The organism is Neisseria sp. CCUG17229, from assembly GCF_047839235.1.
GTDB classification, from domain to species: Bacteria; Pseudomonadota; Gammaproteobacteria; order Burkholderiales; family Neisseriaceae; genus Neisseria; species Neisseria brasiliensis.
Genome location: NZ_CP181247.1, coordinates 1,364,392 through 1,383,436, shown reverse-complemented (window position 1 = coordinate 1,383,436; position 19,045 = coordinate 1,364,392). Strand labels below are relative to the sequence as shown.

The window sequence follows — 19,045 nt, the reverse complement described above, 5'->3', positions numbered from 1 at the left end:
CTTTCAAAAATTTACATTTCTCATTATTTTATCCAAATAACTTAATGAAAGCTAGTGTTTAGCACCGTTTTGTTATTTAACGTTATAATATCGGTTTCATCATTTTTCAGACGTCCGTCATGAATCTTCCGCTTGTTTGTCCGATTACCGAAACCGCGCCTTTACTGCCGCATAGTGGTCGTATGGTGTTGCTCGACTGCATCACTGAATATGATGAACATCACCTACAAGCTCAGGCTTCGATAGATGAAAAACATATCTTATTGGTTAATGATGTGCTGCCGTGTACGGCAGGCATGGAAATCATGGCGCAAGGCATTGCGGCGCTGGCCGGCTGTCATGCACTGAATGCCGGTGAAAAAGTACGCTTGGGCTTTTTGCTGGGTACGCGCAAACTGAATCTTTTTGCGCAAAGCATTCCTGTCGGCACCAAACTGCAAATCGATGTAAGGGTCTCTACCCAAGATGCAAGCGGCATGGGTGTGTTTGATTGCGAATTGCGCTGGACGGATGCGCCTGAATCGGCCAAACAACAATTACCTTCAGACGGCCTTTTAATGCAAGCTGCGTTGAATGTGTACAGCCCGAAAGCAGAAAAAGAGGCCGTCTGAAACCAATTGATTTAAATTGCTATTGAAAACAGAGAAATCATGAGTGAAACCATTTTAATTACCGGCTCCAACCGAGGCATCGGCAAAGCAGTCGCCTTGGCTTTGGCGCAAGACGGATTCGATATTGTGGTACATTGCCGTAGCCGTGTTGAGGAAGCAGAAGCCGTAGCGGCGCAAATCCGTGAGTTAGGCCGTTCTGCGCGTGTATTGCAATTTGATGTGTCCGAACGCGAAGCTTGCCGCAATATTCTCACCGCCGATATTGAAGAAAACGGCGCGTATTACGGCGTGGTATTGAATGCCGGTTTGACACGCGATAATGCCTTTCCCGCATTTACCGATGAGGATTGGGATCAGGTTTTGCGCACGAATCTCGATGGTTTTTATAATGTGTTGCATCCTATCACGATGCCGATGATACGCCGCCGCAAGCCCGGGCGGATTGTGTGCATGGCTTCCGTGTCTGGCATAACCGGCAACCGCGGTCAGGTCAACTACAGCGCATCTAAAGCAGGCTTAATCGGTGCAGCCAAGGCTTTGGCGGTGGAATTGGCCAAGCGCAAAATCACGGTCAACTGCGTGGCGCCGGGGCTGATTGATACCGAGATTGTCGATGAACATGTGCCGGTGGAAGAAATCTTAAAGGCTGTGCCGGCGGCGCGCATGGGTACGCCGGAAGAAGTGGCCCACGCTGTGCGCTTTTTGATGGATGAGAAAGCTGCTTATATTACGCGGCAAGTGATTGCAGTGAATGGGGGATTATGTTGAAAACAAATCGTGTGGTGATTACCGGTATTGGCGGCATTACGGCATTTGGCCGTGATTGGGCCAGTATTCAGACGGCCTTTAAAGCCGGTAAAAATGCAGTCAAGCATATTGATTGGTCGGAACGCTTTCCCGAATTGGAAGCGCAATTGGGTGCGCCGATTGAGGATTATGCGCCACCGTCGCATTGGACGCGCAAACAGTTGCGCAGCATGGGGCGGGTGTCGCAATTGTGTGTGGATGCAGCCGAACAGGCTTTGCAGGATGCAGGTTTATTGGGTGATGAACGCATTAAAGACGGTCGCATGGGCGTGGCGTGCGGCTCGTCTTCAGGCAGCCCGAAAGACATTGGTGACATCGGCGAATTGCTGCTCACCGGCCATTCGCGCAATTTCAATGCCAACACTTATGTGCGCATGATGCCGCACACCACTGCCGCCAATATTGGGATTTTCTTTGAATTGACCGGCCGCATTATTCCTACGTCAAGCGCGTGTTCATCGGGCAGTCAGGCCATCGGTTATGCTTATGAAGCGATTAAATACGGCATGATAGATAGTATGTTGGCCGGTGGCGGTGAAGAGTTTTGTGCCTCGCAAGTGTATGTGTTCGATAGTTTGTACGCAGCCAGCCGCCGCAACGGCGAACCTGAATTGACACCACGCCCTTATGATGCCGCGCGGGATGGCTTGGTCATCGGTGAGGGAGCAGGTATTTTTGTGTTGGAATCTTTAGAACACGCCCAAGCCCGTGGTGCCAAAATTTATGCGGAAATCATCGGCTACGGTGCTAACAGCGACGGCAGCCACATCACCCAGCCACAGAAAGCAACCATGCAAAAATGTATGGAACTGGCATTGCGCGATGCTGACATTGAGCCGCAGCAAATCGGTTATGTCAGCGGCCACGGCACGGCGACTGTAAAAGGCGACATGGCCGAAACGCTGGCTACTGAAGCAGTATTCGGCTTTGTGCCGATGAGTTCGCAAAAAAGCTATCTCGGCCATACTTTAGGCGCGTGCGGGGCGTTGGAGGCTTGGTTTGCGGTGGAAATGATGAATCAGGGATGGTTTGCACCGACGGTCAATCTTGAAAACATCGATCCGGCTTGCGGCAAGGTGGATTATATTGTCGGTGACGGACGCGAAATTCAAACCGATTATGTGATGAGCAATAATTTTGCCTTTGGCGGCGTGAACACTTCGCTGGTGTTTAAGCGTTGGCAGGGTGAGTGATACAAAAGCCGTCTGAATTTCAGACGGCTTTTTCATTGGCTAAATCTTCAGTAAGGAGGTCTCCGTAAAATTGCCAATGTATTTCCGTTTGCGCTTCTCCTTGCCATACGCAGGCAAGCGCAAATTCACGCTTAAGTAATGCAGAGATACCGTGCCAGCTGCTTTGACCTTCAACATATAAACCACTGATTCTGCCTTGTTGAAATGCGTAGCCAACGCGCGCCATGTCTGCAGGGAAGTTGAAGCCCGTTGCTTTAATCAAGGCCTCTTTCAGGCACCATAAGCGGTAAAATTCTTCTATTGGCCAGCCCATTTGGGCTAAATAGCTTTGCTCTTCTTGTGAGTAAACACATTCAGCTAGGACTTTATACGCGCGCGGTTTGATTTTTTCAATGTCAACGCCAATTGGCATGACTGTGTCAGCAGTCAATAAAGCGGCATGGCCGTGGCTGTGGGAAAGTGATTGTATGGATGAGGCCGTCTGAAACTTTAATGCACGGCTAACTTGCCAGTCCAGGCGTTGCGATAAAGTAGGGCTTTGCGCTAGCCTTAGAGTATCCGTTTCGTTTAACAGGTCGTCTGAATAATGTTTGGTTAATTCAGAATCGGCCAGTAAGCAGATAAGATTAGGTGTGGTCATATTGTGAGGGTAAAAAAATAAGCCGCTGAGTATGATTCAGCGGCTGTGGGAGGGTGATTTAGTGGAAGCTGCCTTTTAATACGACACGGCTGTTCCAAGTGCCGATGTGGCATTCGTATTCGCTGCCGCCGATGGTTTTTTTGTCGAAGTAGCTTACTAAGCGGACAGAATTTTTCTTGTAGCGTGTGGCGGTGCTTTGGAAACGTTTAACTGCATTCAGGAATGCGCGTTGGCAAGTTTCATCAGGTGTTTTGCCTACGGCATTGGCGATTTGGCGGGAAACATTGGTTTGGCCACTGGTGCTGCCGTATGAAACACGAATGTTCGGTGACAAAACTTCTTTGGCTTCAGCAGAATTTAAGGCTACGCTGGCTTTACACATGTAGCCATCGTTTTTATCGCTTTGACGGACTTTACGACCTTCGCCAATGCTACGGCAGGCAGTTGCACCTGAAGCTGCTTTTGTGGCGGCTTGAGGAGAATTTTCGGATTTAGGTGCATTGCTGCCTTGATTGGCGCAAGCGGTCAGCGCCAATACACATGAAGATAATAAGAGTGCGTTTAATTTTTTCATCGTAATGTCCCTTGTAGGTTAAAAGTAAGGAAATTGTAGCGTATTGTTAATTTAATCTCAAACCATAAATTCCAAATAAAACAAAACCCGCTGAGCATTCAGCGGGTTTTGTTTTATTTGGCGGAGTAAGAGGGATTCGAACCCTCGATGCAGGTTGACCCCACATGCTTCCTTAGCAGGGAAGTGCCTTCAGCCTCTCAGCCATTACTCCTAAGGAAGTCCGAACTATACTGGCTGGGCGATTTTCTGTCAAGCGTGAAAGTGAATGATAGAAATAAATATATGAATTAATTAGGAACAAAATATTACGTGAAATATGAATGATGATTCACTGAAGTAGAAAATGATTTTACAGATTGCTGCTGGTAAAATAGGGCAATCAATATTGAGGCCGTCTGAATGAATGATTTGATTGTTTTAAACAAACCTTATGGCGTGATTTGCCAGTTTTCACTACATGAGAAACACCAGTGCCTGAAAGATTATGTCGAGCAGCCGGGTTTCTATCCGGCTGGGCGCTTGGATACGGATAGTGAAGGTTTATTGTTGTTGACGAATAATGGGCGTTTGCAAGCTAAAATTGCCGATCCGAAGTTTAAGCAGGAAAAAACTTACTGGGCGCAGGTAGAAGGCGTGCCGGATGAGGCGAAGTTGGATGTGTTGCGCCGTGGCGTGGATTTGGGGGATTTTGTGACACGACCGGCTAAGGTGCGTGTGTTGAATGAAGGAGAAGCGGATAAACTGTGGCCGCGTCAGCCGCCGATTCGGGTACGTAAAACGGTGCCGGATTTTTGGCTGGAAATTAAGATTACTGAAGGCAAAAACCGCCAAGTTCGGCGCATGACGGCGAAGGCCGGTTATCCGTGTTTGCGTTTGGTGAGGGTGGCGATTGGGCGCTTGAATATTTTTGAATTGGATTTGGCTTTGGGGGAATGGCAGTTTGCGCCACATCAGCCTTGAATGTTTACTTGAGTGTTTATGATAAAAGGCCGTCTGAATGTTCAGACGGCCTTTGACGTTTGCAATGTATTGTCGCGTGTTTCAGCGATTTTTTAGATATATAAATTAGTGGTGAGTATGACCAATTTGGAAAGTGAGTGTGGTGTAGTTAGACTCTTTTTCGCAGATTTTTTGGTCGCGGAAATCGGTTTTATGCTCAACGTTGACTTTCCAGAAACCTTGACGCAATGGGATGATGTCCACTTCGCCTTTGTCGTTGGTCACGTCATAGAATGCTTGCGCTTCTACTTTGTGGGTTTTGCTGCGGTCGCTGTTGTCAAAGCCGTCGAAGGTTGCGGTTACCGGATGGTTGGCCAATGGCTCGCCGCGGTACAACACGCGTACTTTGAAGCGGTCGCCGACGTGAATGTTGGCCGGATTGTCGAGCGGTACGATTTCTAAGTTTTGGCCGACTTGTTTGGTGATGATGGCGGTGTCTGCGCTTTCATGGCCGACGTTGACGATGTTTTTGCCGTACATGCGGCTTTCTTCGCAGTAGGTGGCATCAGTCATTTCGGTTTTATTCACACGTTTCCAACCGGCGGCGTTTTTCGACCAGAAAGTCGGCTGGTATTCGGCAATCACCAAATAGCTGCCGTCTTTAACCGGGCTTTTACTGCGGTATTGATAGTTGAATTGGCCTTTTTGAATCAGGTTTTCTTTACCTTTTTCGGTCACCAGTTGCAATGGTTTGAAAATGCTGACGCGGTCTTTGGCGATTGGCTCTAATTCTGGAAATTCGCCGTAGCCCAATTCTGCGGTCAGGTATTCGCCGCCGTGGGTGTGGGCGGTCTCAACCCATACGCGGTGGGCGTGTGCGGAGGTGGACAGGAACAATGCGGAAGTAATCAGTAAAATAGATTTTTTCATGATGGCTGTTCTCTAAAAAGTAGGTGGGTCAATTAAAACGGTGAGTTATGGTATAACATATTTTAAACAATGTAAACGATTTTGTTATAGAGTAACAAAATGCCGTCTGAAATCAATTTCAGACGGCATTTAATGTTAAATTAAGCTTGTAACGGTTTCAATTGATAAACCAAATTTTCGGCTTTGACTTTAAACAGCAAATCGATGTTAGGGTGTTTGCCCGGATTGGCTTCGGCATCGGCTACGTGTTCGGCAAACAAGGCCAAACCGCGTTCGGCTGCGGCGGCGTTTAATTGGTTATCGAATTCTTGCGCCAATGCGTGATAGAGTTTTAATGAACCGAGCTTGCCCGGTGCAGCAGGAATGTGGTGAATGGTTTCGCCTTGCTCATTGTGAACGTCTAGGCCGCTTAAGTGGTCGATTGCAGGCATGGCAGCCAGATTGTCTTGAAAGCTCATGATGTTCCTTAATTTGATGGGTGGGGAAAAGGAGGAACAGGCCGTCTGAAAGCGGATATTTTTCAGATGGCCTGTTTATTTGAATCAGCGCGTACCGAAAATCTTATCGCCGGCATCGCCCAAGCCTGGGATGATGTAGCCGTCTTCATTCAGATGGCTGTCGAGCGCGGCGGTGTAGATGGTTACATCCGGGTGCGCGTCATTAACGATTTTCACGCCTTCGGGTGCGGCAACCAATACCAAGGCTTTGATGTTTTTGCAGCCTTTGGCTTTCAACAAATCAATGGTGGCAACCATCGAGCCGCCGGTGGCGAGCATAGGGTCGATAATCAAGGCAGGGCGCTCGTCCATGCTGTCGACGAATTTTTCAAAATAGGAAACCGGTTTTAAGGTTTCTTCGTCGCGTTGCAGGCCGACCACGCTGATTTTGGCGGTAGGAATCAAATCCAACACGCCGTCAAGCATACCCAAGCCGGCACGCAGAATCGGCACCACGGTTAAGGTTTTGCCTTTGATGCGGTCGCCTTCAATGCGGCCGCACCAGCCGTCGATGATGTATTTTTCCATGGCGAAATCGCGGCTGGCTTCATAGGCCATCAGGCGGGCGAGTTCGGTGGCGAGTGCGCGGAATTTATAGGTGCTGCATTCGGCTTCGCGCATCAGGGTTAATTTGTGTTTGACCAAGGGATGGTCGATGACGGTCACATTCATTGCTTCTACTCGATGTCTGGTAAAGTGGGTTTATTATACTTTTTTTTGGGTATCGCGCAAACAGTGCAAACCATGCAAAAGGCCGTCTGAACAGGGTTTCAGACGGCCTTTGTCAACAATTAGGCTTTTAACACTTCTTCCAATTCACCGGCTTCAAACATTTCCATCATGATGTCGGAGCCGCCGACAAATTCACCGTTAACATACAGTTGCGGAATGGTCGGCCAGTCGCTGTATTCTTTAATGCCTTGGCGCACTTCGTCGTTTTCCAACACGTTAACCGTTACATAATCGGTGCAGTTTACTGCGTTCAAAATTTGCACGGCGCGAGATGAAAAGCCGCATTGTGGGAATTGTTTGGTGCCTTTCATAAACAAGACAACGCGGTGGGTGGTGACAACTTCTTTGATTTGATCATGAATGCTCATGTGTGATTCCTTTAAAACAATCGGAGTGGTTCGGTTTGAACGTCATCATTATACGCAAGTTGCGGGAATTTAAAATGACTCTTTTGCTGTGGTGAAGAGTAAATAAGGCGTAAAGGATGAAATTCAAGCAAAGGCCGTCTGAAAATATAAACTTTGTTTTTCAGACGGCCTATTGTTATTTGCGCTGCAACACCGCGGCAAAGAAACCATCGGTATGGTGAACCGCAGAATCCATGCGCAGGTATTTGCCGGTGTTTAAATCCACTTTGGCAGCGGTGAGCAATTCGCTGCTGTCGAGCAATTCAAACTCGGGGTTTTCAGCCAAGAAACGCTCGACTTGATGCTCGTTTTCTTCCGGCAAGATGCTGCAGGTGGCATACACCAAGCGACCTTGCGGTTTCACCAGTTTGGCCGCGGCGCTGAGAATGCTGTGTTGCTGTTCCAATAAATTGGACACGGTTTCCGGCGATTGGCGGTATTTCAAATCGGGGTTGCGGCGCAATGTGCCCAAGCCTGAGCACGGTGCATCAACCAAGACGCGGTCGGCTTTGCCGGTGAGGCGAGTGATGCGGCTGTCGTGTTCGCTGCTGATGCGCTCGGGGTTGATGTTGGTCAGGCCGGCGCGGGTCATGCGCGGCTTGAGGTTGGCCAAGCGTTTTTCGGCGATGTCGAAAGCGTAGATGCGGCCTTTGTTAGCCATTTGCGCCCCAATGGCCAAGGTCTTACCGCCCGCACCGGCACAAAAATCAACCACGATTTCGCCGCGTTTGGCACCGACCAATAAAGCCAGCAATTGGCTGCCTTCGTCTTGTACTTCAACCGAACCGTCAAGAAACAATTCGTGTTTGTTCAAGGCGATTTTGTTTTTCAAACGGATGCCCCACGGTGAAAATGGCGTGGCTTCGGCGCTCGGCTCTTCGGCTTGCAAGGCGGCCAACACTTTGTCGCGCTTGTTTTTCAAGGTGTTCACGCGCAAATCCAGCGGCGCAGCTTGGTTGATGCTGCGGCCAAAAGCGAGAATTTCTTCATCGCTGTAATGGGTTTGCAATTGGGCAATCAGCCATTCCGGCAATTCGGCGGCGGTATGCAGGCCGTCTGAAAATTCGGCTTTGCGTGCTTTTACATGGCTGAGAAATTCGGTTTCTTCTTCATCAAGTAAATCTTGGATTTTGCCAATGTTGACGCTGCGACCGAGCACCAATGCCGCCAGTGCGGCTTTGCGCGATTGGGCGTGTGGGCGGCGTAATACGGCAGCAATTTTTTGATAATGGCGCAAGGCGGCGAACGCTGTTTCGGCGATTTCGTGGCGGTCTTGGCGGCCGAGTTTTTTGTGTTCGCGGAAGTAGGCGGACAAAACAGCATCGGCAGGTTGCTTGAAAGTCAGCATGTCAGCCAGTAATGCGGCGGTGTGTTCGAGTTGAATCGGTGTCATAGGTTGGTTACTTTAAATCATTCAATAGGTCGATTATACGGGATTTTCAGACGGCCTGAAGATGAGGGCGTCTGAAAAAGCAGCTAGGCAACAGATTGGTTGGCGCTTACACGCTTTTCATGATGCGTAATATTTCGTGCCAATAGCCGTCGGGGCGCAGTTCCAATGCCGCGACCAAACCGCTGTCGATTTGGCGCACGGCTTCGGCACTTAAGGTTTCGGCTTCAGTCACGCGGGCGGGGGCAAGGTAGGCCATGCGGTCGAGCAGGTAATAGCGCGTGTCGGTGCGGCTGAGATCGAGTGCGTTCCAATCGGTCAGATACACGCCGCGCCAAGCATAAGGATTGATCGGTGCTTCGAAATCGGCAAAACCTTCGGCAAAAAAGCCGATGCCGCGCACAATGGAAGCCGGTTGTAAATCGCTGGGTAATTGCTGTTGCTGTAAGGTTTTGAGGCCGTCTGAAAATTTCAGCAGCATCAGTTGTTGCGGTAATTTGTTGGCTTTGTCGGCCAAACGATCTTGCTGGTTGAGTCCACGCAAATTATCAAATTTCCCACTGGCGCTGCCGTAATATTTACACGTTAATTCAAGATGATAAGCTTTGCCGTTGAGCTTAACGATAAAATCCGCCGCGCCGATGGTAAGGCCGTCTGAAACCACTTGCAGGTTTTGCGCCAACAATTCGGCATGCGGTGCGTGGCTGAACCAAAACGCTAATAAATGTTCGGCATATAAACCCAAACGGCGGCCAAACGGAGCGTATTGCGCCAGATAATCGGTAAGCGGCTGCGGATTTTGGTCGAGCGACAGCAGGTAGCGGAAACCATGTTCGCCCAGCAATTCGCGTACCGGCAATTCTGCGCCGCTGTGCCACAGGGGCGGGGCGGTGAGCAGGGTAGCCAACTCGCGCACGGGCTGGCTGGTGAGTTTCCACCATAAGGCATCAAGAGCGTAATTCATAAGAGTGTATTTTGCTTTCAGACGGCCTTTTATTAATGAGGCCGTCTGAAAAATTAATCTTTTAAACGTTGTTTCAAGGTGTTGAAAAAGCCACGCAAAATGTCGATGTCTTCCGTTTGCGTATTGGCGCGGCCAAACAGGCTTTGCATGCGGCGCATCAGGCGTTCGCTGTTGCGGCGTTTGAAAAAGTCCACATCGTGCATTAAGGATTCCATGTGCGACACCATGCCTTTGATTTGCTCATGGGTGGCGGCGTGGTCTTCCTGTTGCAAATGTGTCATCGGTACATCGGTTTGGCTGAAAATTTCATAGCATACCACTTGCACGGCTTGGGCAAGATTCAGCGAGAAATAATCGGGATTGCCATTGATGGTCATCAAGCGGTTGCAGGCTTGCACTTCTTCAATCGAAAGGCCGAAGGTTTCATTGCCAAATACCAAGGCCACTTGTTCGCCGTTGGCTGCAGCTTGTAATAACTCAGGCACCAATTGACGCGGGGTTTGCAGCGGTGCCGTAATTTCACGGCGGCGGCTGGTAAGCGCGCAACTGATGGTGGTGTCGGCCAAGGCTTCATCTAAAGTAGCAACGATTTTGGCATTGGCCAACACATCGGCCGCACCCGATGCCAGCGTGAAGCTTTCTTCCGGTAATTGGAAATTTTGCGGATTGTGCGGGTCGAACACAGGCGGGTGTTCCGTCATGGGCGTGGCCATCAGGTTGGGCGCGACAATGGTGAGCTTGTGCAAACCCATGGTTTTCATGGCACGCGCGGCCGAACCGATATTGGACGGATGGCTGGTGCGCGTGAGAATGATGTGGATGTGGTTTAAATAGTCGGGCAGGGTGGGTTTGGCAATCATGTTTGTTTCGGTTTCAAAGCTAATCGGTTATAATGCAGCATACTTCCATTTCTTTCAGACGGCCTTTATGAAAACAGGCTGTCTGAAAATCTGAAACGTTCTTTAACAACATTGGAAACGTGAAAACGTTGCGCTTGGTGCGTGTGCGGTTGCTGCGCGTCAGGCGGTATTGTACCTTATTTAGAAAGAAACCCATGAACCCGATTTTAAATACTGCCTTTAAAGCTGCCCGTCGTGCCGGCCAGATGATGACCCGTGCCAGCGGCAATCTGGATACTGTCAAAATTGACAGCAAAGCCTTCAACGATTTTGTTTCCAATGTTGATCGTGAATCAGAAATGATTCTGGTGGATGCGCTTAAAGAAGCCTACCCGCATCACAAAATTACCTGCGAAGAAACCGGTTCTCACGGTAAAGACAATGCCGAATACGAATGGATTATCGACCCTTTAGACGGCACCACCAATTTCCTGCATGGCCATCCCCAATATGCGATTTCTATGGCGCTGCTGCACAAAGGTGTGTTGCAAGAAGCCTTGGTTTACGCACCGGAGCGCAATGATTTGTATATGGCATCGCGCGGTAAAGGTGCATTGCTGAATGACCGCCGTATCCGCGTTTCCAGCCGCATCGAGTTAAACCGTTGCTTGATTGGTACAGGTTTCCCGGTGGTTGATCAAAGCATGATGGACAAATACTTGGCTATTTTGAAAGATTTCTTGTCGAAAACGGCCGGGGGTCGTCGCGAAGGTGCGGCTGCGTTGGATTTGTGTGCGGTGGCTTGTGGTCGTTTGGATGGTTTCTTTGAATTTAACTTGAAACCTTGGGACATTGCCGCCGGTGCATTGATTGTGCAAGAAGCGGGCGGCATCGTGACCGACATGAAAGGCAACGAAAGCTGGTTGGAAACCGGTGATGTGGTGGCCGGTAATCCGAAAGTGTTGGCACAAATGTTGCAGATTATTGCTGCGCATCAGTAAGAAGCTGCTTCATTTTGGTGGTCTGCCCTTACTTTAGGCAGACAGTGTAAGTGTTGATAAAGCCGTCTGAAAAGATTTCAGACGGCTTTATTTTATTGGAATACGGGATAAAACAAACATTCTCTCATATGGGTTAAACGATTAATTGTTCTAGCAATGCTTGTTTGAGTGCGAATTGTTTTTTCGGGTTATCCAAATCTTCGCAATATACAGTAAAGCTGTCTTCGATGCGTTCATCCAAGGTGGTAATTTTGGCGTAACGCAGGCTGACGTTGTGGTTAAAGAATACATCGGCCATATCGGCCAACAAGTAAGCGCGGTTGACGGCCACCACTTCCACGGTAAACCAGCCCGGATAATCTTCTTCCTGTGTGATGGTGACGCGTGGCGGAATAGCCATATACAGGCTGCGGCGGCTTAAGCGGTAATCGTAGTTTTGGTTTTCCAAAACCGTATAGCCGTGGATAAAGCTGTTTAATTCCGCTTCTAATGCGCTTTGGATATTCGGGTAATAATCTGGGTCGTGTTGCGACGGAATTTGCACAATAAAGGTGTCGAGAATGTAATTGTGTTCGGTGATGAACACGCGTGCGGCCAAAATGTCAAAGCCGTGACGGCTGAAAATGCGGCATAAGCGTGGGAAAAGCCGTGGGCCGTTGGGCATGAAAATCATCACTTGGAATGAATCGCTTTTCGGCAGAATACGGCTGCGGATTAACGGTGTTTCAAAATCGTGTACCAAATTGGCGGTGTGCCATAACACTTCGCGTGTTTGATGGCGGATAAAATAAGTTGAACCCAATACTTTCCACAATTTTTGCTGTTGCTTTTCCGGTGCGCCGGTGCGGGTAAGCAATGCGGTGGCTTTTTGTTGGCGACGGCTCAACAGCATGGTAGTCGAATAGCTGTCGCCGGCCAAATAGCGGCTGCTGGCGTGGAACAGGCTTTCTAATAAGCTGCTGCGCCATGTGTTCCAGAGCTTGGGGTTGGTACCGCGGATATCGGCGACGGTGAGTAGATACAGCGCGCACAAGCGTTCATAGGTTTGTACTTGCTCGCAAAACGTTCGGATGATTTCAGGATCTTGAATGTCTTCTTTTTGTGCAACGGTGGACATCAATAAATGATGCTCGACCAACCATGCGAGTAATTCACCTTCTTCTTGGGTAAGAAAATGGTCGTCTGAAAATTGCTTGGCATCTTCAATGCCTTGAATCGAATGGTCGCCGCCGCGCCCTTTGGCAATATCATGGAAGAAAGCGGCCAAATAGAGAATGTCTTTCCGGTCGTAAGATTGCATCAGTGCCGAGGCAAAAGGATGCTCGTGGCTGTGGTTATCTAAAGCCAAGCGTCGCATATTGTGCACCACGGCTAAGATATGGTCGTCCACCGGATAAACGTGGAATAAGTCATGCTGCATTAAGCCGACAATTTTTTCCCATGCCGGCAGATAATGGCCGAGCACGCCGTATAAATTTAAGAAACGTAAAACATGGGTCAAGCCGTTGCCATTACGGAAAAAGCCGACAAAATAATGGCGGTTGGTTGGGTTTTGGTAAAACTTACGATTCATTTTACGCGTTGCCGCCCACCATGCCCGCAAGGTTTGCGGTTCGATGGCGTTGATGTCGTTGTGGTTTTGCCAGATTTGGATAATTTTGAAGATGTTGGTTGGCTGTTTGGCAAAAATAGATTTGTCGCGGGCGGCAATTTGGTTGTTGACCTGCACATAATCATCATCGATGCGCAACGTCACCCGCATGGGGTCGGAATAAACGCGGCCTTGCAGCATAGGAATCAAAATGCCGTTGAGCTGGTTAATGCTTTTTACCGCACGGTAGAAATTGTGCATTAATTGTTCGGTTTTTTGGCGGTAGCTCTCGTTGACCCAGCCCATGTTTTCAGCCACTTGTGCTTGCAAGTCGAAAATCAGGCGGTCTTCTGCGCGTTTGGCGCATAAGTGCAAATGGATGCGGATGGTAGAAAGTTGCTTGTAGCCCTGCGTTAACATACAGGCTTCCAAGCGGGTCAGAATGCCTTCGCGAATCAGAGAAGAAGGGCGCGTGTTAAGCCCTTGAGCCTTGGCAAGCCAAAGCATGGTATGAATATCACGCAAGCCGCCGGCGCAGGTTTTGATATTGGGTTCCAATACTGCGCCCGAACCTTGTGATTTGGTGTGGCGCTGCTTCATTTCCAGCAGCTTGGCTTCAATAAAAGTGGATACATCACGCTGCTTGTTCATGCAGGTGATGGTACGCTGTGCCAAATCTTGGTCACCACATAAAAAACGCGCTTCTAAAAAAGCGGTGTCGCCGGTGATTTCGTCTTCAATACTTTCACACAATTGGCCCATACTGCCGCTTTTAACCGAGGGCATAAGCTTCATGTCCCACAATGTCTGCACAAATTGGGTGATTTTTTCTTTATGGCTGTCTGAAATGTCTTCCGCCGATACAATCGCCAAATCAATGTCGGAATAGGGATAAAGCTCATTGCGGCCATAGCCGCCGGTTGCCAGCAGACTCATGCCGCTGTCGGCCATGAAATGTTGCCAAAGCTGTTGCAAAAGTTTATCAACGACAGTGCCATATTGGGCAAAAAAAGTCATGGGTTGGTTTTTGCGCAAAAAAGCGTCGATGGCCTGTTGTTTCTCCGTCAAAAAACATTCGCGCATGGTTTGGATATCGGCAAGCATGGTTTTTCCTTTGGGCAAAATTGTTTCAGACGGCCTATTGAGGGGCATGAGACATCAAATTCAATAATTGTTGCGGCGGCAACAGCAGTTGATAGGCGGATACACCCAAAGCTGCAGCCATTTTTTCAATATTGGAAAGGGCAATATTCCAACGTTTGCGCTCTACCGCGGAAACGTAAGTCCGATCAAGGCCGCATTGGCGGGCAAGCTCTTCTTGCGACCAGCCTTTGTTGACGCGAAACAGCCGCATATTGTAAGCAAGCACGGCGCGTAAGTCGTTTTCATCGGGTAATTCGGTAGGTGGTGTGAGTTTGTTGCTCATGGTTTGTCCTTTGTATTTGTTATCACGGATTTTACTTCACATTTTCACAGAATAAAAGCCAAAAAAAAGGGGTGGCAAACATGGCCACACCCAAACACACACACATCAAGAGGAAAGAGATAAAAGGTAATGAAAGCAAGTGGCTTCGGCGTTTCGGCCTCTGCCTGAATTCAATGAGTGAATTATAGATGAAAATTATTTTTCGGTTTTGATTCAAATCAAGTTCGCCTTTCTTTTCTCATAAAAGCGGTTTAAAAAAGAATTTTCCTATTTAAATGCAAATAAAATGAAATATTAAAGAAATTTAGTAGGAAGTAAGTTCAAAATATTGGCATTTTATTTGGAAAGTTATTTATTCATTGAATGAAAATACTTTCTATGATTTTTTATAAGGTGCTGTGTTTCAGACGGCCTGCGTGAAAGCATCCGAATAAAATGCATCTTTAGGCAAACTGCATTCGGTGGTGAATAGAGAAAAGGCATGCTCAATCATGGCCGGTGCGCCACAGGCATAGACTTCGTATCCACTCAAATCTGGATAATCGCGTGCGGCAATATCTTGTACATAGCCGCAATCACCTTGCCAATCCGGTGTTGGCGCACTCAATACCGGCGTAAAACGCGAATGGTTCAGACGGCCTAAATAGTCTTGCACTTCGGTTAAGGCATACAAATCTTGTATTTCACGCGCACCCCAATATAAATGCACGGCGCGATTGCTTTGCTGGCGGATAAGTTCGGCCAACATGCTGCGTACCGGTGCAAAGCCGGTGCCGGTGGCTAAGAAGATAATCGGTTTGTTGCTCTCTGTTTGCAGGCCAAATGTGCCCAGCGGACCTTTAATGCGCACGATGCTTTTTTCTTTTAATGCAGGCGGTTGTTTGAAAATCATATTGCTGCACACGCCATTGTTACGGCGGCGGATATGTAGCTCGATAAAGCCGTTTTGGTCGGGTGCATTGGCAATGGAGTAGCTGCGGACAATATTGCCGGGAAGCAGCAGATCAATGTATTGTCCGGCCGAAAACGAAAAAGCAGACGTTTTGGGCAGACCCAAGCGCAAGATGGCGACATTATGCTGAATGCGGATGTGTTCAATGCGGGCAGGTAAGGTTTTGACCTTTTGCGCGTGGGGATCGTAGCCATCGATATGAATGGTGAGATCGCTTTGAGGCGTGGTGCAGCAAAGCAAAATTTTTCCTTGCGCTTTTTCTTGAGCCGATAAGGCTTTTGCCGAATGCTCACTCATGGTCATTTCGCCGCTGATTAAATTGGCTTTGCATTGGCCGCAAATGCCGTTTTTGCAGGAGTGCGGTAGATTGAGATTTTGGCGTGTGGCGGCGTTTAAGACGGTTTCATGGGAAGAAACATGGAAACGGGTTTCTTCACCAAGGGTAACGGTGTGGCTCATGGTGTATTTCATAATTAAGGCCGTCTGAAAGTGTTTTTCAGACGGCCTAAGTTTATCTAAAAGTCAGATTAGGGGTGGCTTCAAGCCAGTTTCGCTTTAATCAGATCCTGAACTTGCGCCGGATTGGCTTTACCTTTGCTGGCTTTCATCACTTGGCCGACGATGGCATTTAAGGCTTTTTCGTTGCCGGATTTGAATTGCTCAATCGCTTTAGCATTGTTGGCCAACACTTCATCCACCATCGCTTCAATCGCGCCGGTATCGGTAATTTGTACCAAACCGTGTTTTTCAATGATTTGCTCGATTGTTGCTTCTGGCTCCGCCCACATTGCTTCAAAGGCTTTTTTCGCTAATTTGCTGCTCAAAGTGCCGTCTGAAATTTTCGCCACTAAGCTGGCCAAGCGCGTTGCGCTGATTGGGCTATCGGCCAATTCCAAGCCTGCCTTGTTCAAGGTAGCAGCCAGTTCACCGTTCATCCAGTTGGCCACCAGTTTGCCTTGCGCTTTATCGCTTGCTGCTGATTCAAAATAAGCAGCTTGGTTGCGCGAAGCAGTCAGCAAACGGGCATCGTATTCGCTTACGCCGTATTCCGCCACAAAACGCACGGCCATTTCAGACGGCAATTCAGGCATGTCTTTTTTGGCTTGTTGCAATTGCTCATCTGAAATGATGATTGGCAACAAATCAGGATCAGGGAAATAGCGGTAGTCGTGGGCATCTTCTTTCAAACGCATCACACGGGTTTCGCCTTTTTCCGGGTCAAACAGCATGGTCGCTTGTTGAACCTTGCCGCCATCTTCAATGATTTCGATTTGCGCTTCCACTTCGTAATTGATGGCAGCTTCCAAAAAGCGGAATGAATTCAGGTTTTTAATTTCACGGCGCGTACCGAACTCGGCTTGGCCTTTCGGGCGCACGGATACGTTGGCATCGACACGGAACGAGCCCTCCGCCATATTGCCATCACAAATATCCAGCCAAGTCACCAAGCTGTGCAAAGCTTTTGCATAGGCCACGGCTTCGGCAGCCGAGCGCATTTCCGGCTCGGAAACCACTTCCAACAAAGGCGTGCCGGCACGGTTTAAGTCGATGCCGGTGGCACCGTTCAAGCCCTCGTGCACCGACTTGCCCGCATCTTCTTCCATGTGCGCGCGGGTGACGTTGATGGTTTTCACTTCATCGCCGACCACGATTTCCAATTTGCCGTGTTCCACAATTGGCAAATCCAGTTGGCTGATTTGATAACCTTTCGGTAGGTCAGGATAGAAATAATTTTTGCGGTCGAACACGTTTTTTTGATTGATTTTCGCATCCAAAGCCAAGCCCAGCTTAATCGCTTTGGCCACGGCTTCACGGTTCATCACCGGCAATACACCCGGCAACGCACATTCCACCACACTAGCGTGGGCATTCGGCTCTGCACCGAAAGAAGTGGATGCGCCGCTAAAAATTTTCGATTTTGTGTTTAATTGGACGTGGATTTCCAGTCCGATTACAGTTTCCCAAGTCATAAGGGGTCTTTCACAATAAGATTCTTAAGATTTACTCAAAATATGGCGGCCATCTGAAACAATATTTTCTTGATTAAACAGTTTCAGACGGCCTAATTTTTATGCCGGTGATTTGGTATGCCAATCACTATTCTGCTGCATTTGATTGGCTACGCCCAAGATCTTCGCTTCGGTAAAGTAATTGCCAATCAATTGCACGCCAATCGGCAGACCGTCTGAACTGAAACCAGCAGGCAACGTTAAACCCGGCAAACCGGCAAGATTTACAGCGATGGTGTAGATGTCGCTCAAGTAGGTTTCCACCGGTGTGGCGTTGGCACCAAGTTTGGGCGCAGCGGTCGGGGCAGTTGGCGCGAGAATGATGTCGCATTGGGCAAAGGCCGTCTGAAAATCATTGGCGACCAAGTGGCGTAGTTTTTGGGCTTTCAGGTAGTAGGCATCGTAGTAGCCGTGACTCAATACGTAAGTACCGATCATGATGCGGCGTTTCACTTCGCTGCCGAAACCTTCGGCGCGGGTGTTGCTGTACATTTCTTCCAAATCGCCAAATTGAGCGGCACGATGGCCGTAGCGTACGCCGTCGTAGCGTGATAGGTTGGTGCTGGCTTCGGCGGAGGTCAACACATAATAAGCCGGAATGGAAAGCTCAGTTTGCGGCAGGCTGACTTCGACCATTTCCGCGCCTTGGGCTTTCAATAAATCAATGGCGTTTTGTAAGGCCGTCTGAACATCGGTGCTGTTGCCTTCGCCGAAATATTCTTTCGGTAAGCCGACTTTCAAGCCTTTTAACGGCTGGTTCAAATCGCGGGTGTAATCTTCTTTTTCACGTTCCAAGCTGGTGGAGTCGCGCTCGTCAAAGCTGGCCATGGCGTTGAGCAGCAAGGCGCAGTCTTCTGCGGTTTGCGCCATCGGGCCGGCTTGGTCGAAGCTTGAGGCATATGCCACCATGCCGAAACGGGAGACCACGCCGTAAGTCGGCTTGATGCCGGTAATACCGCAATGTGAGGCAGGTTGGCGAATTGAGCCGCCGGTGTCGGAGCCGAGCGCGACAGGAGCCAAACGCGCAGCAACTACTGCGGCCGAACCACCTGATGAGCCACCCGGAGCGTGTGCAGTATTCCAAGGGTTTTGCGTGGCGCCGTAGAACGAAGTTTCATTAGTTGAGCCCATGGCAAATTCGTCCATATTGGCGCGGCCTAAAGTGACCATGCCTTCGTCGAGCAGGTTTTGCACCACGGTGGCGGTGTAAGGCGAAACAAAGCTGTCGAGCATTTTTGACGAGCAGGCAGAACGCCAGCCTTGTTGCACAAAAATATCTTTATACGCAATCGGCACGCCGGTCAGCGCGGTGGCATTGCCTGCGGCAATACGGGCATCGGCGGCTTTGGCTTCAGCCAAGGTTAAGTCTTTATCTAAGGTAATGTAGCCGTTGATGGCCGGATTTTTGGCATCGATGGCGGCAAGGTATTCCTGCGCGAGTTCGACGGCAGAAATTTGCTTGGCTTGCAGCAATTCGCTGGCTTGTTTTAAGGTATATTGAGGCATGATGGTTTCCGAATTTTGTGTTTCAGACGGCCTTTTG

Annotated in this window: 19 protein-coding genes and 1 tRNA gene; 5 read left to right on the top strand and 15 right to left on the bottom strand. The window is 49.0% G+C overall.

Features of this window, described 5'->3' with window-relative positions; translation table 11 throughout:
• Positions 1 to 119: 119 nt before the first annotated feature.
• The 3 genes from ACM67B_RS06655 to ACM67B_RS06645 are packed head-to-tail and all read left to right on the top strand — an operon-like array spanning position 120 to position 2,611.
• Complete coding sequence (locus ACM67B_RS06655; protein ID WP_416188977.1) at positions 120 to 611, top strand: thioester dehydrase; 492 nt, start codon at positions 120 to 122, stop codon at positions 609 to 611.
• A gap of 39 nt (positions 612 to 650) precedes the next feature.
• Positions 651 to 1,379, top strand: coding sequence for a 3-oxoacyl-ACP reductase FabG (gene fabG / locus ACM67B_RS06650; protein WP_416188976.1), 729 nt, complete (start codon positions 651 to 653; stop codon positions 1,377 to 1,379).
• Positions 1,373 to 2,611, top strand: coding sequence for a beta-ketoacyl-ACP synthase (locus tag ACM67B_RS06645; protein ID WP_416188975.1), 1,239 nt, complete (start codon positions 1,373 to 1,375; stop codon positions 2,609 to 2,611). Before fabG ends, ACM67B_RS06645 begins: the two co-directional genes overlap by 7 nt.
• Positions 2,612 to 2,630: 19 nt before the next feature.
• Here ACM67B_RS06645 and ACM67B_RS06640 read toward each other — a convergent pair whose 3' ends face one another.
• The 3 genes from ACM67B_RS06640 to ACM67B_RS06630 all read right to left on the bottom strand — a co-directional run bounded on the left by ACM67B_RS06640 (position 2,631) and on the right by ACM67B_RS06630 (position 4,036).
• Complete coding sequence (locus ACM67B_RS06640; protein ID WP_416188974.1) at positions 2,631 to 3,251, bottom strand: 4'-phosphopantetheinyl transferase family protein; 621 nt, start codon at positions 3,249 to 3,251, stop codon at positions 2,631 to 2,633.
• Between the two features lie 58 nt (positions 3,252 to 3,309).
• Complete coding sequence (locus ACM67B_RS06635; RefSeq protein WP_416188973.1) at positions 3,310 to 3,825, bottom strand: hypothetical protein; 516 nt, start codon at positions 3,823 to 3,825, stop codon at positions 3,310 to 3,312.
• Positions 3,826 to 3,943: 118 nt separating this feature from the next.
• Positions 3,944 to 4,036, bottom strand: a tRNA-Ser gene (locus ACM67B_RS06630).
• 188 nt (positions 4,037 to 4,224) lie between these two features.
• Here ACM67B_RS06630 and ACM67B_RS06625 point away from each other — a divergent pair.
• Positions 4,225 to 4,785 carry a pseudouridine synthase gene (locus ACM67B_RS06625; RefSeq protein WP_416188972.1) on the top strand — a complete coding sequence of 187 codons (561 nt, stop codon included), beginning with the start codon at positions 4,225 to 4,227 and terminating at the stop codon, positions 4,783 to 4,785.
• Between the two features lie 105 nt (positions 4,786 to 4,890).
• Here ACM67B_RS06625 and ACM67B_RS06620 read toward each other — a convergent pair whose 3' ends face one another.
• From ACM67B_RS06620 to ACM67B_RS06590, 7 genes are all read right to left on the bottom strand, one after another.
• Positions 4,891 to 5,694 carry a DUF4198 domain-containing protein gene (locus ACM67B_RS06620; RefSeq protein ID WP_416188971.1) on the bottom strand — a complete coding sequence of 268 codons (804 nt, stop codon included), beginning with the start codon at positions 5,692 to 5,694 and terminating at the stop codon, positions 4,891 to 4,893.
• A gap of 140 nt (positions 5,695 to 5,834) precedes the next feature.
• The gene (locus tag ACM67B_RS06615; RefSeq protein WP_095502896.1) at positions 5,835 to 6,152 is read right to left on the bottom strand and encodes a DUF2322 family protein; all 318 of its coding nucleotides are present in this window, start codon (positions 6,150 to 6,152) and stop codon (positions 5,835 to 5,837) included.
• Positions 6,153 to 6,236: 84 nt separating this feature from the next.
• Positions 6,237 to 6,863 (bottom strand): uracil phosphoribosyltransferase, encoded by a 627-nt coding sequence (gene upp, locus ACM67B_RS06610; RefSeq protein ID WP_416188970.1) that lies wholly within the window; start codon positions 6,861 to 6,863, stop codon positions 6,237 to 6,239.
• Positions 6,864 to 6,982: 119 nt separating this feature from the next.
• Complete coding sequence (gene grxD / locus ACM67B_RS06605) at positions 6,983 to 7,291, bottom strand: Grx4 family monothiol glutaredoxin (RefSeq protein ID WP_096295380.1); 309 nt, start codon at positions 7,289 to 7,291, stop codon at positions 6,983 to 6,985.
• A gap of 175 nt (positions 7,292 to 7,466) precedes the next feature.
• Positions 7,467 to 8,723: an RsmB/NOP family class I SAM-dependent RNA methyltransferase gene (locus ACM67B_RS06600; RefSeq protein WP_416188969.1), complete on the bottom strand. Its 1,257-nt coding sequence runs from the start codon at positions 8,721 to 8,723 to the stop codon at positions 7,467 to 7,469.
• Positions 8,724 to 8,829: 106 nt separating this feature from the next.
• Positions 8,830 to 9,684 carry a DUF1853 family protein gene (locus tag ACM67B_RS06595; RefSeq protein WP_416188968.1) on the bottom strand — a complete coding sequence of 285 codons (855 nt, stop codon included), beginning with the start codon at positions 9,682 to 9,684 and terminating at the stop codon, positions 8,830 to 8,832.
• Positions 9,685 to 9,737: 53 nt separating this feature from the next.
• Positions 9,738 to 10,544 carry an RNA methyltransferase gene (locus ACM67B_RS06590; RefSeq protein WP_416188967.1) on the bottom strand — a complete coding sequence of 269 codons (807 nt, stop codon included), beginning with the start codon at positions 10,542 to 10,544 and terminating at the stop codon, positions 9,738 to 9,740.
• A 194-nt stretch (positions 10,545 to 10,738) separates the two neighbouring features.
• On the opposite strand from ACM67B_RS06590, the gene ACM67B_RS06585 reads away from it, so the two are divergent.
• Complete coding sequence (locus ACM67B_RS06585) at positions 10,739 to 11,524, top strand: inositol monophosphatase family protein (RefSeq protein WP_095502890.1); 786 nt, start codon at positions 10,739 to 10,741, stop codon at positions 11,522 to 11,524.
• A gap of 133 nt (positions 11,525 to 11,657) precedes the next feature.
• Here ACM67B_RS06585 and glnD read toward each other — a convergent pair whose 3' ends face one another.
• The 5 genes from glnD to gatA form a co-directional block, all read right to left on the bottom strand.
• Positions 11,658 to 14,219: a [protein-PII] uridylyltransferase gene (glnD, locus tag ACM67B_RS06580; RefSeq protein ID WP_416188966.1), complete on the bottom strand. Its 2,562-nt coding sequence runs from the start codon at positions 14,217 to 14,219 to the stop codon at positions 11,658 to 11,660.
• Between the two features lie 34 nt (positions 14,220 to 14,253).
• Positions 14,254 to 14,541 carry a helix-turn-helix domain-containing protein gene (locus ACM67B_RS06575; protein WP_095502157.1) on the bottom strand — a complete coding sequence of 96 codons (288 nt, stop codon included), beginning with the start codon at positions 14,539 to 14,541 and terminating at the stop codon, positions 14,254 to 14,256.
• 403 nt (positions 14,542 to 14,944) lie between these two features.
• Positions 14,945 to 15,952, bottom strand: coding sequence for an FAD-binding oxidoreductase (locus ACM67B_RS06570; RefSeq protein ID WP_416190532.1), 1,008 nt, complete (start codon positions 15,950 to 15,952; stop codon positions 14,945 to 14,947).
• Positions 15,953 to 16,032: 80 nt separating this feature from the next.
• Positions 16,033 to 17,463, bottom strand: coding sequence for an Asp-tRNA(Asn)/Glu-tRNA(Gln) amidotransferase subunit GatB (gene gatB, locus ACM67B_RS06565; protein ID WP_416188965.1), 1,431 nt, complete (start codon positions 17,461 to 17,463; stop codon positions 16,033 to 16,035).
• Between the two features lie 99 nt (positions 17,464 to 17,562).
• Positions 17,563 to 19,008 carry an Asp-tRNA(Asn)/Glu-tRNA(Gln) amidotransferase subunit GatA gene (gatA, locus tag ACM67B_RS06560; protein WP_416188964.1) on the bottom strand — a complete coding sequence of 482 codons (1,446 nt, stop codon included), beginning with the start codon at positions 19,006 to 19,008 and terminating at the stop codon, positions 17,563 to 17,565.
• Between the last annotated feature and the right edge of the window lie 37 nt (positions 19,009 to 19,045).

Excerpts from the sequence above, each read along its gene's own strand:
- upp (WP_416188970.1), bottom strand. The coding sequence starts at position 6,863 with ATGAATGTGACCGTCATCGACCATCCCTTGGTCAAACACAAATTAACC.
- gatA (WP_416188964.1), bottom strand. The coding sequence starts at position 19,008 with ATGCCTCAATATACCTTAAAACAAGCCAGCGAATTGCTGCAAGCCAAG.
- ACM67B_RS06590 (WP_416188967.1), bottom strand. The coding sequence starts at position 10,544 with ATGATTGCCAAACCCACCCTGCCCGACTATTTAAACCACATCCACATC.
- ACM67B_RS06635 (WP_416188973.1), bottom strand. The coding sequence starts at position 3,825 with ATGAAAAAATTAAACGCACTCTTATTATCTTCATGTGTATTGGCGCTG.
- ACM67B_RS06620 (WP_416188971.1), bottom strand. The coding sequence starts at position 5,694 with ATGAAAAAATCTATTTTACTGATTACTTCCGCATTGTTCCTGTCCACC.
- ACM67B_RS06570 (WP_416190532.1), bottom strand. The coding sequence starts at position 15,952 with ATGAGCCACACCGTTACCCTTGGTGAAGAAACCCGTTTCCATGTTTCT.
- ACM67B_RS06645 (WP_416188975.1), top strand. The coding sequence starts at position 1,373 with ATGTTGAAAACAAATCGTGTGGTGATTACCGGTATTGGCGGCATTACG.
- ACM67B_RS06600 (WP_416188969.1), bottom strand. The coding sequence starts at position 8,723 with ATGACACCGATTCAACTCGAACACACCGCCGCATTACTGGCTGACATG.
- ACM67B_RS06575 (WP_095502157.1), bottom strand. The coding sequence starts at position 14,541 with ATGAGCAACAAACTCACACCACCTACCGAATTACCCGATGAAAACGAC.
- glnD (WP_416188966.1), bottom strand. The coding sequence starts at position 14,219 with ATGCTTGCCGATATCCAAACCATGCGCGAATGTTTTTTGACGGAGAAA.
- ACM67B_RS06655 (WP_416188977.1), top strand. The coding sequence starts at position 120 with ATGAATCTTCCGCTTGTTTGTCCGATTACCGAAACCGCGCCTTTACTG.
- ACM67B_RS06615 (WP_095502896.1), bottom strand. The coding sequence starts at position 6,152 with ATGAGCTTTCAAGACAATCTGGCTGCCATGCCTGCAATCGACCACTTA.
- ACM67B_RS06585 (WP_095502890.1), top strand. The coding sequence starts at position 10,739 with ATGAACCCGATTTTAAATACTGCCTTTAAAGCTGCCCGTCGTGCCGGC.
- grxD (WP_096295380.1), bottom strand. The coding sequence starts at position 7,291 with ATGAGCATTCATGATCAAATCAAAGAAGTTGTCACCACCCACCGCGTT.
- gatB (WP_416188965.1), bottom strand. The coding sequence starts at position 17,463 with ATGACTTGGGAAACTGTAATCGGACTGGAAATCCACGTCCAATTAAAC.
- ACM67B_RS06640 (WP_416188974.1), bottom strand. The coding sequence starts at position 3,251 with ATGACCACACCTAATCTTATCTGCTTACTGGCCGATTCTGAATTAACC.
- fabG (WP_416188976.1), top strand. The coding sequence starts at position 651 with ATGAGTGAAACCATTTTAATTACCGGCTCCAACCGAGGCATCGGCAAA.
- ACM67B_RS06595 (WP_416188968.1), bottom strand. The coding sequence starts at position 9,684 with ATGAATTACGCTCTTGATGCCTTATGGTGGAAACTCACCAGCCAGCCC.
- ACM67B_RS06625 (WP_416188972.1), top strand. The coding sequence starts at position 4,225 with ATGAATGATTTGATTGTTTTAAACAAACCTTATGGCGTGATTTGCCAG.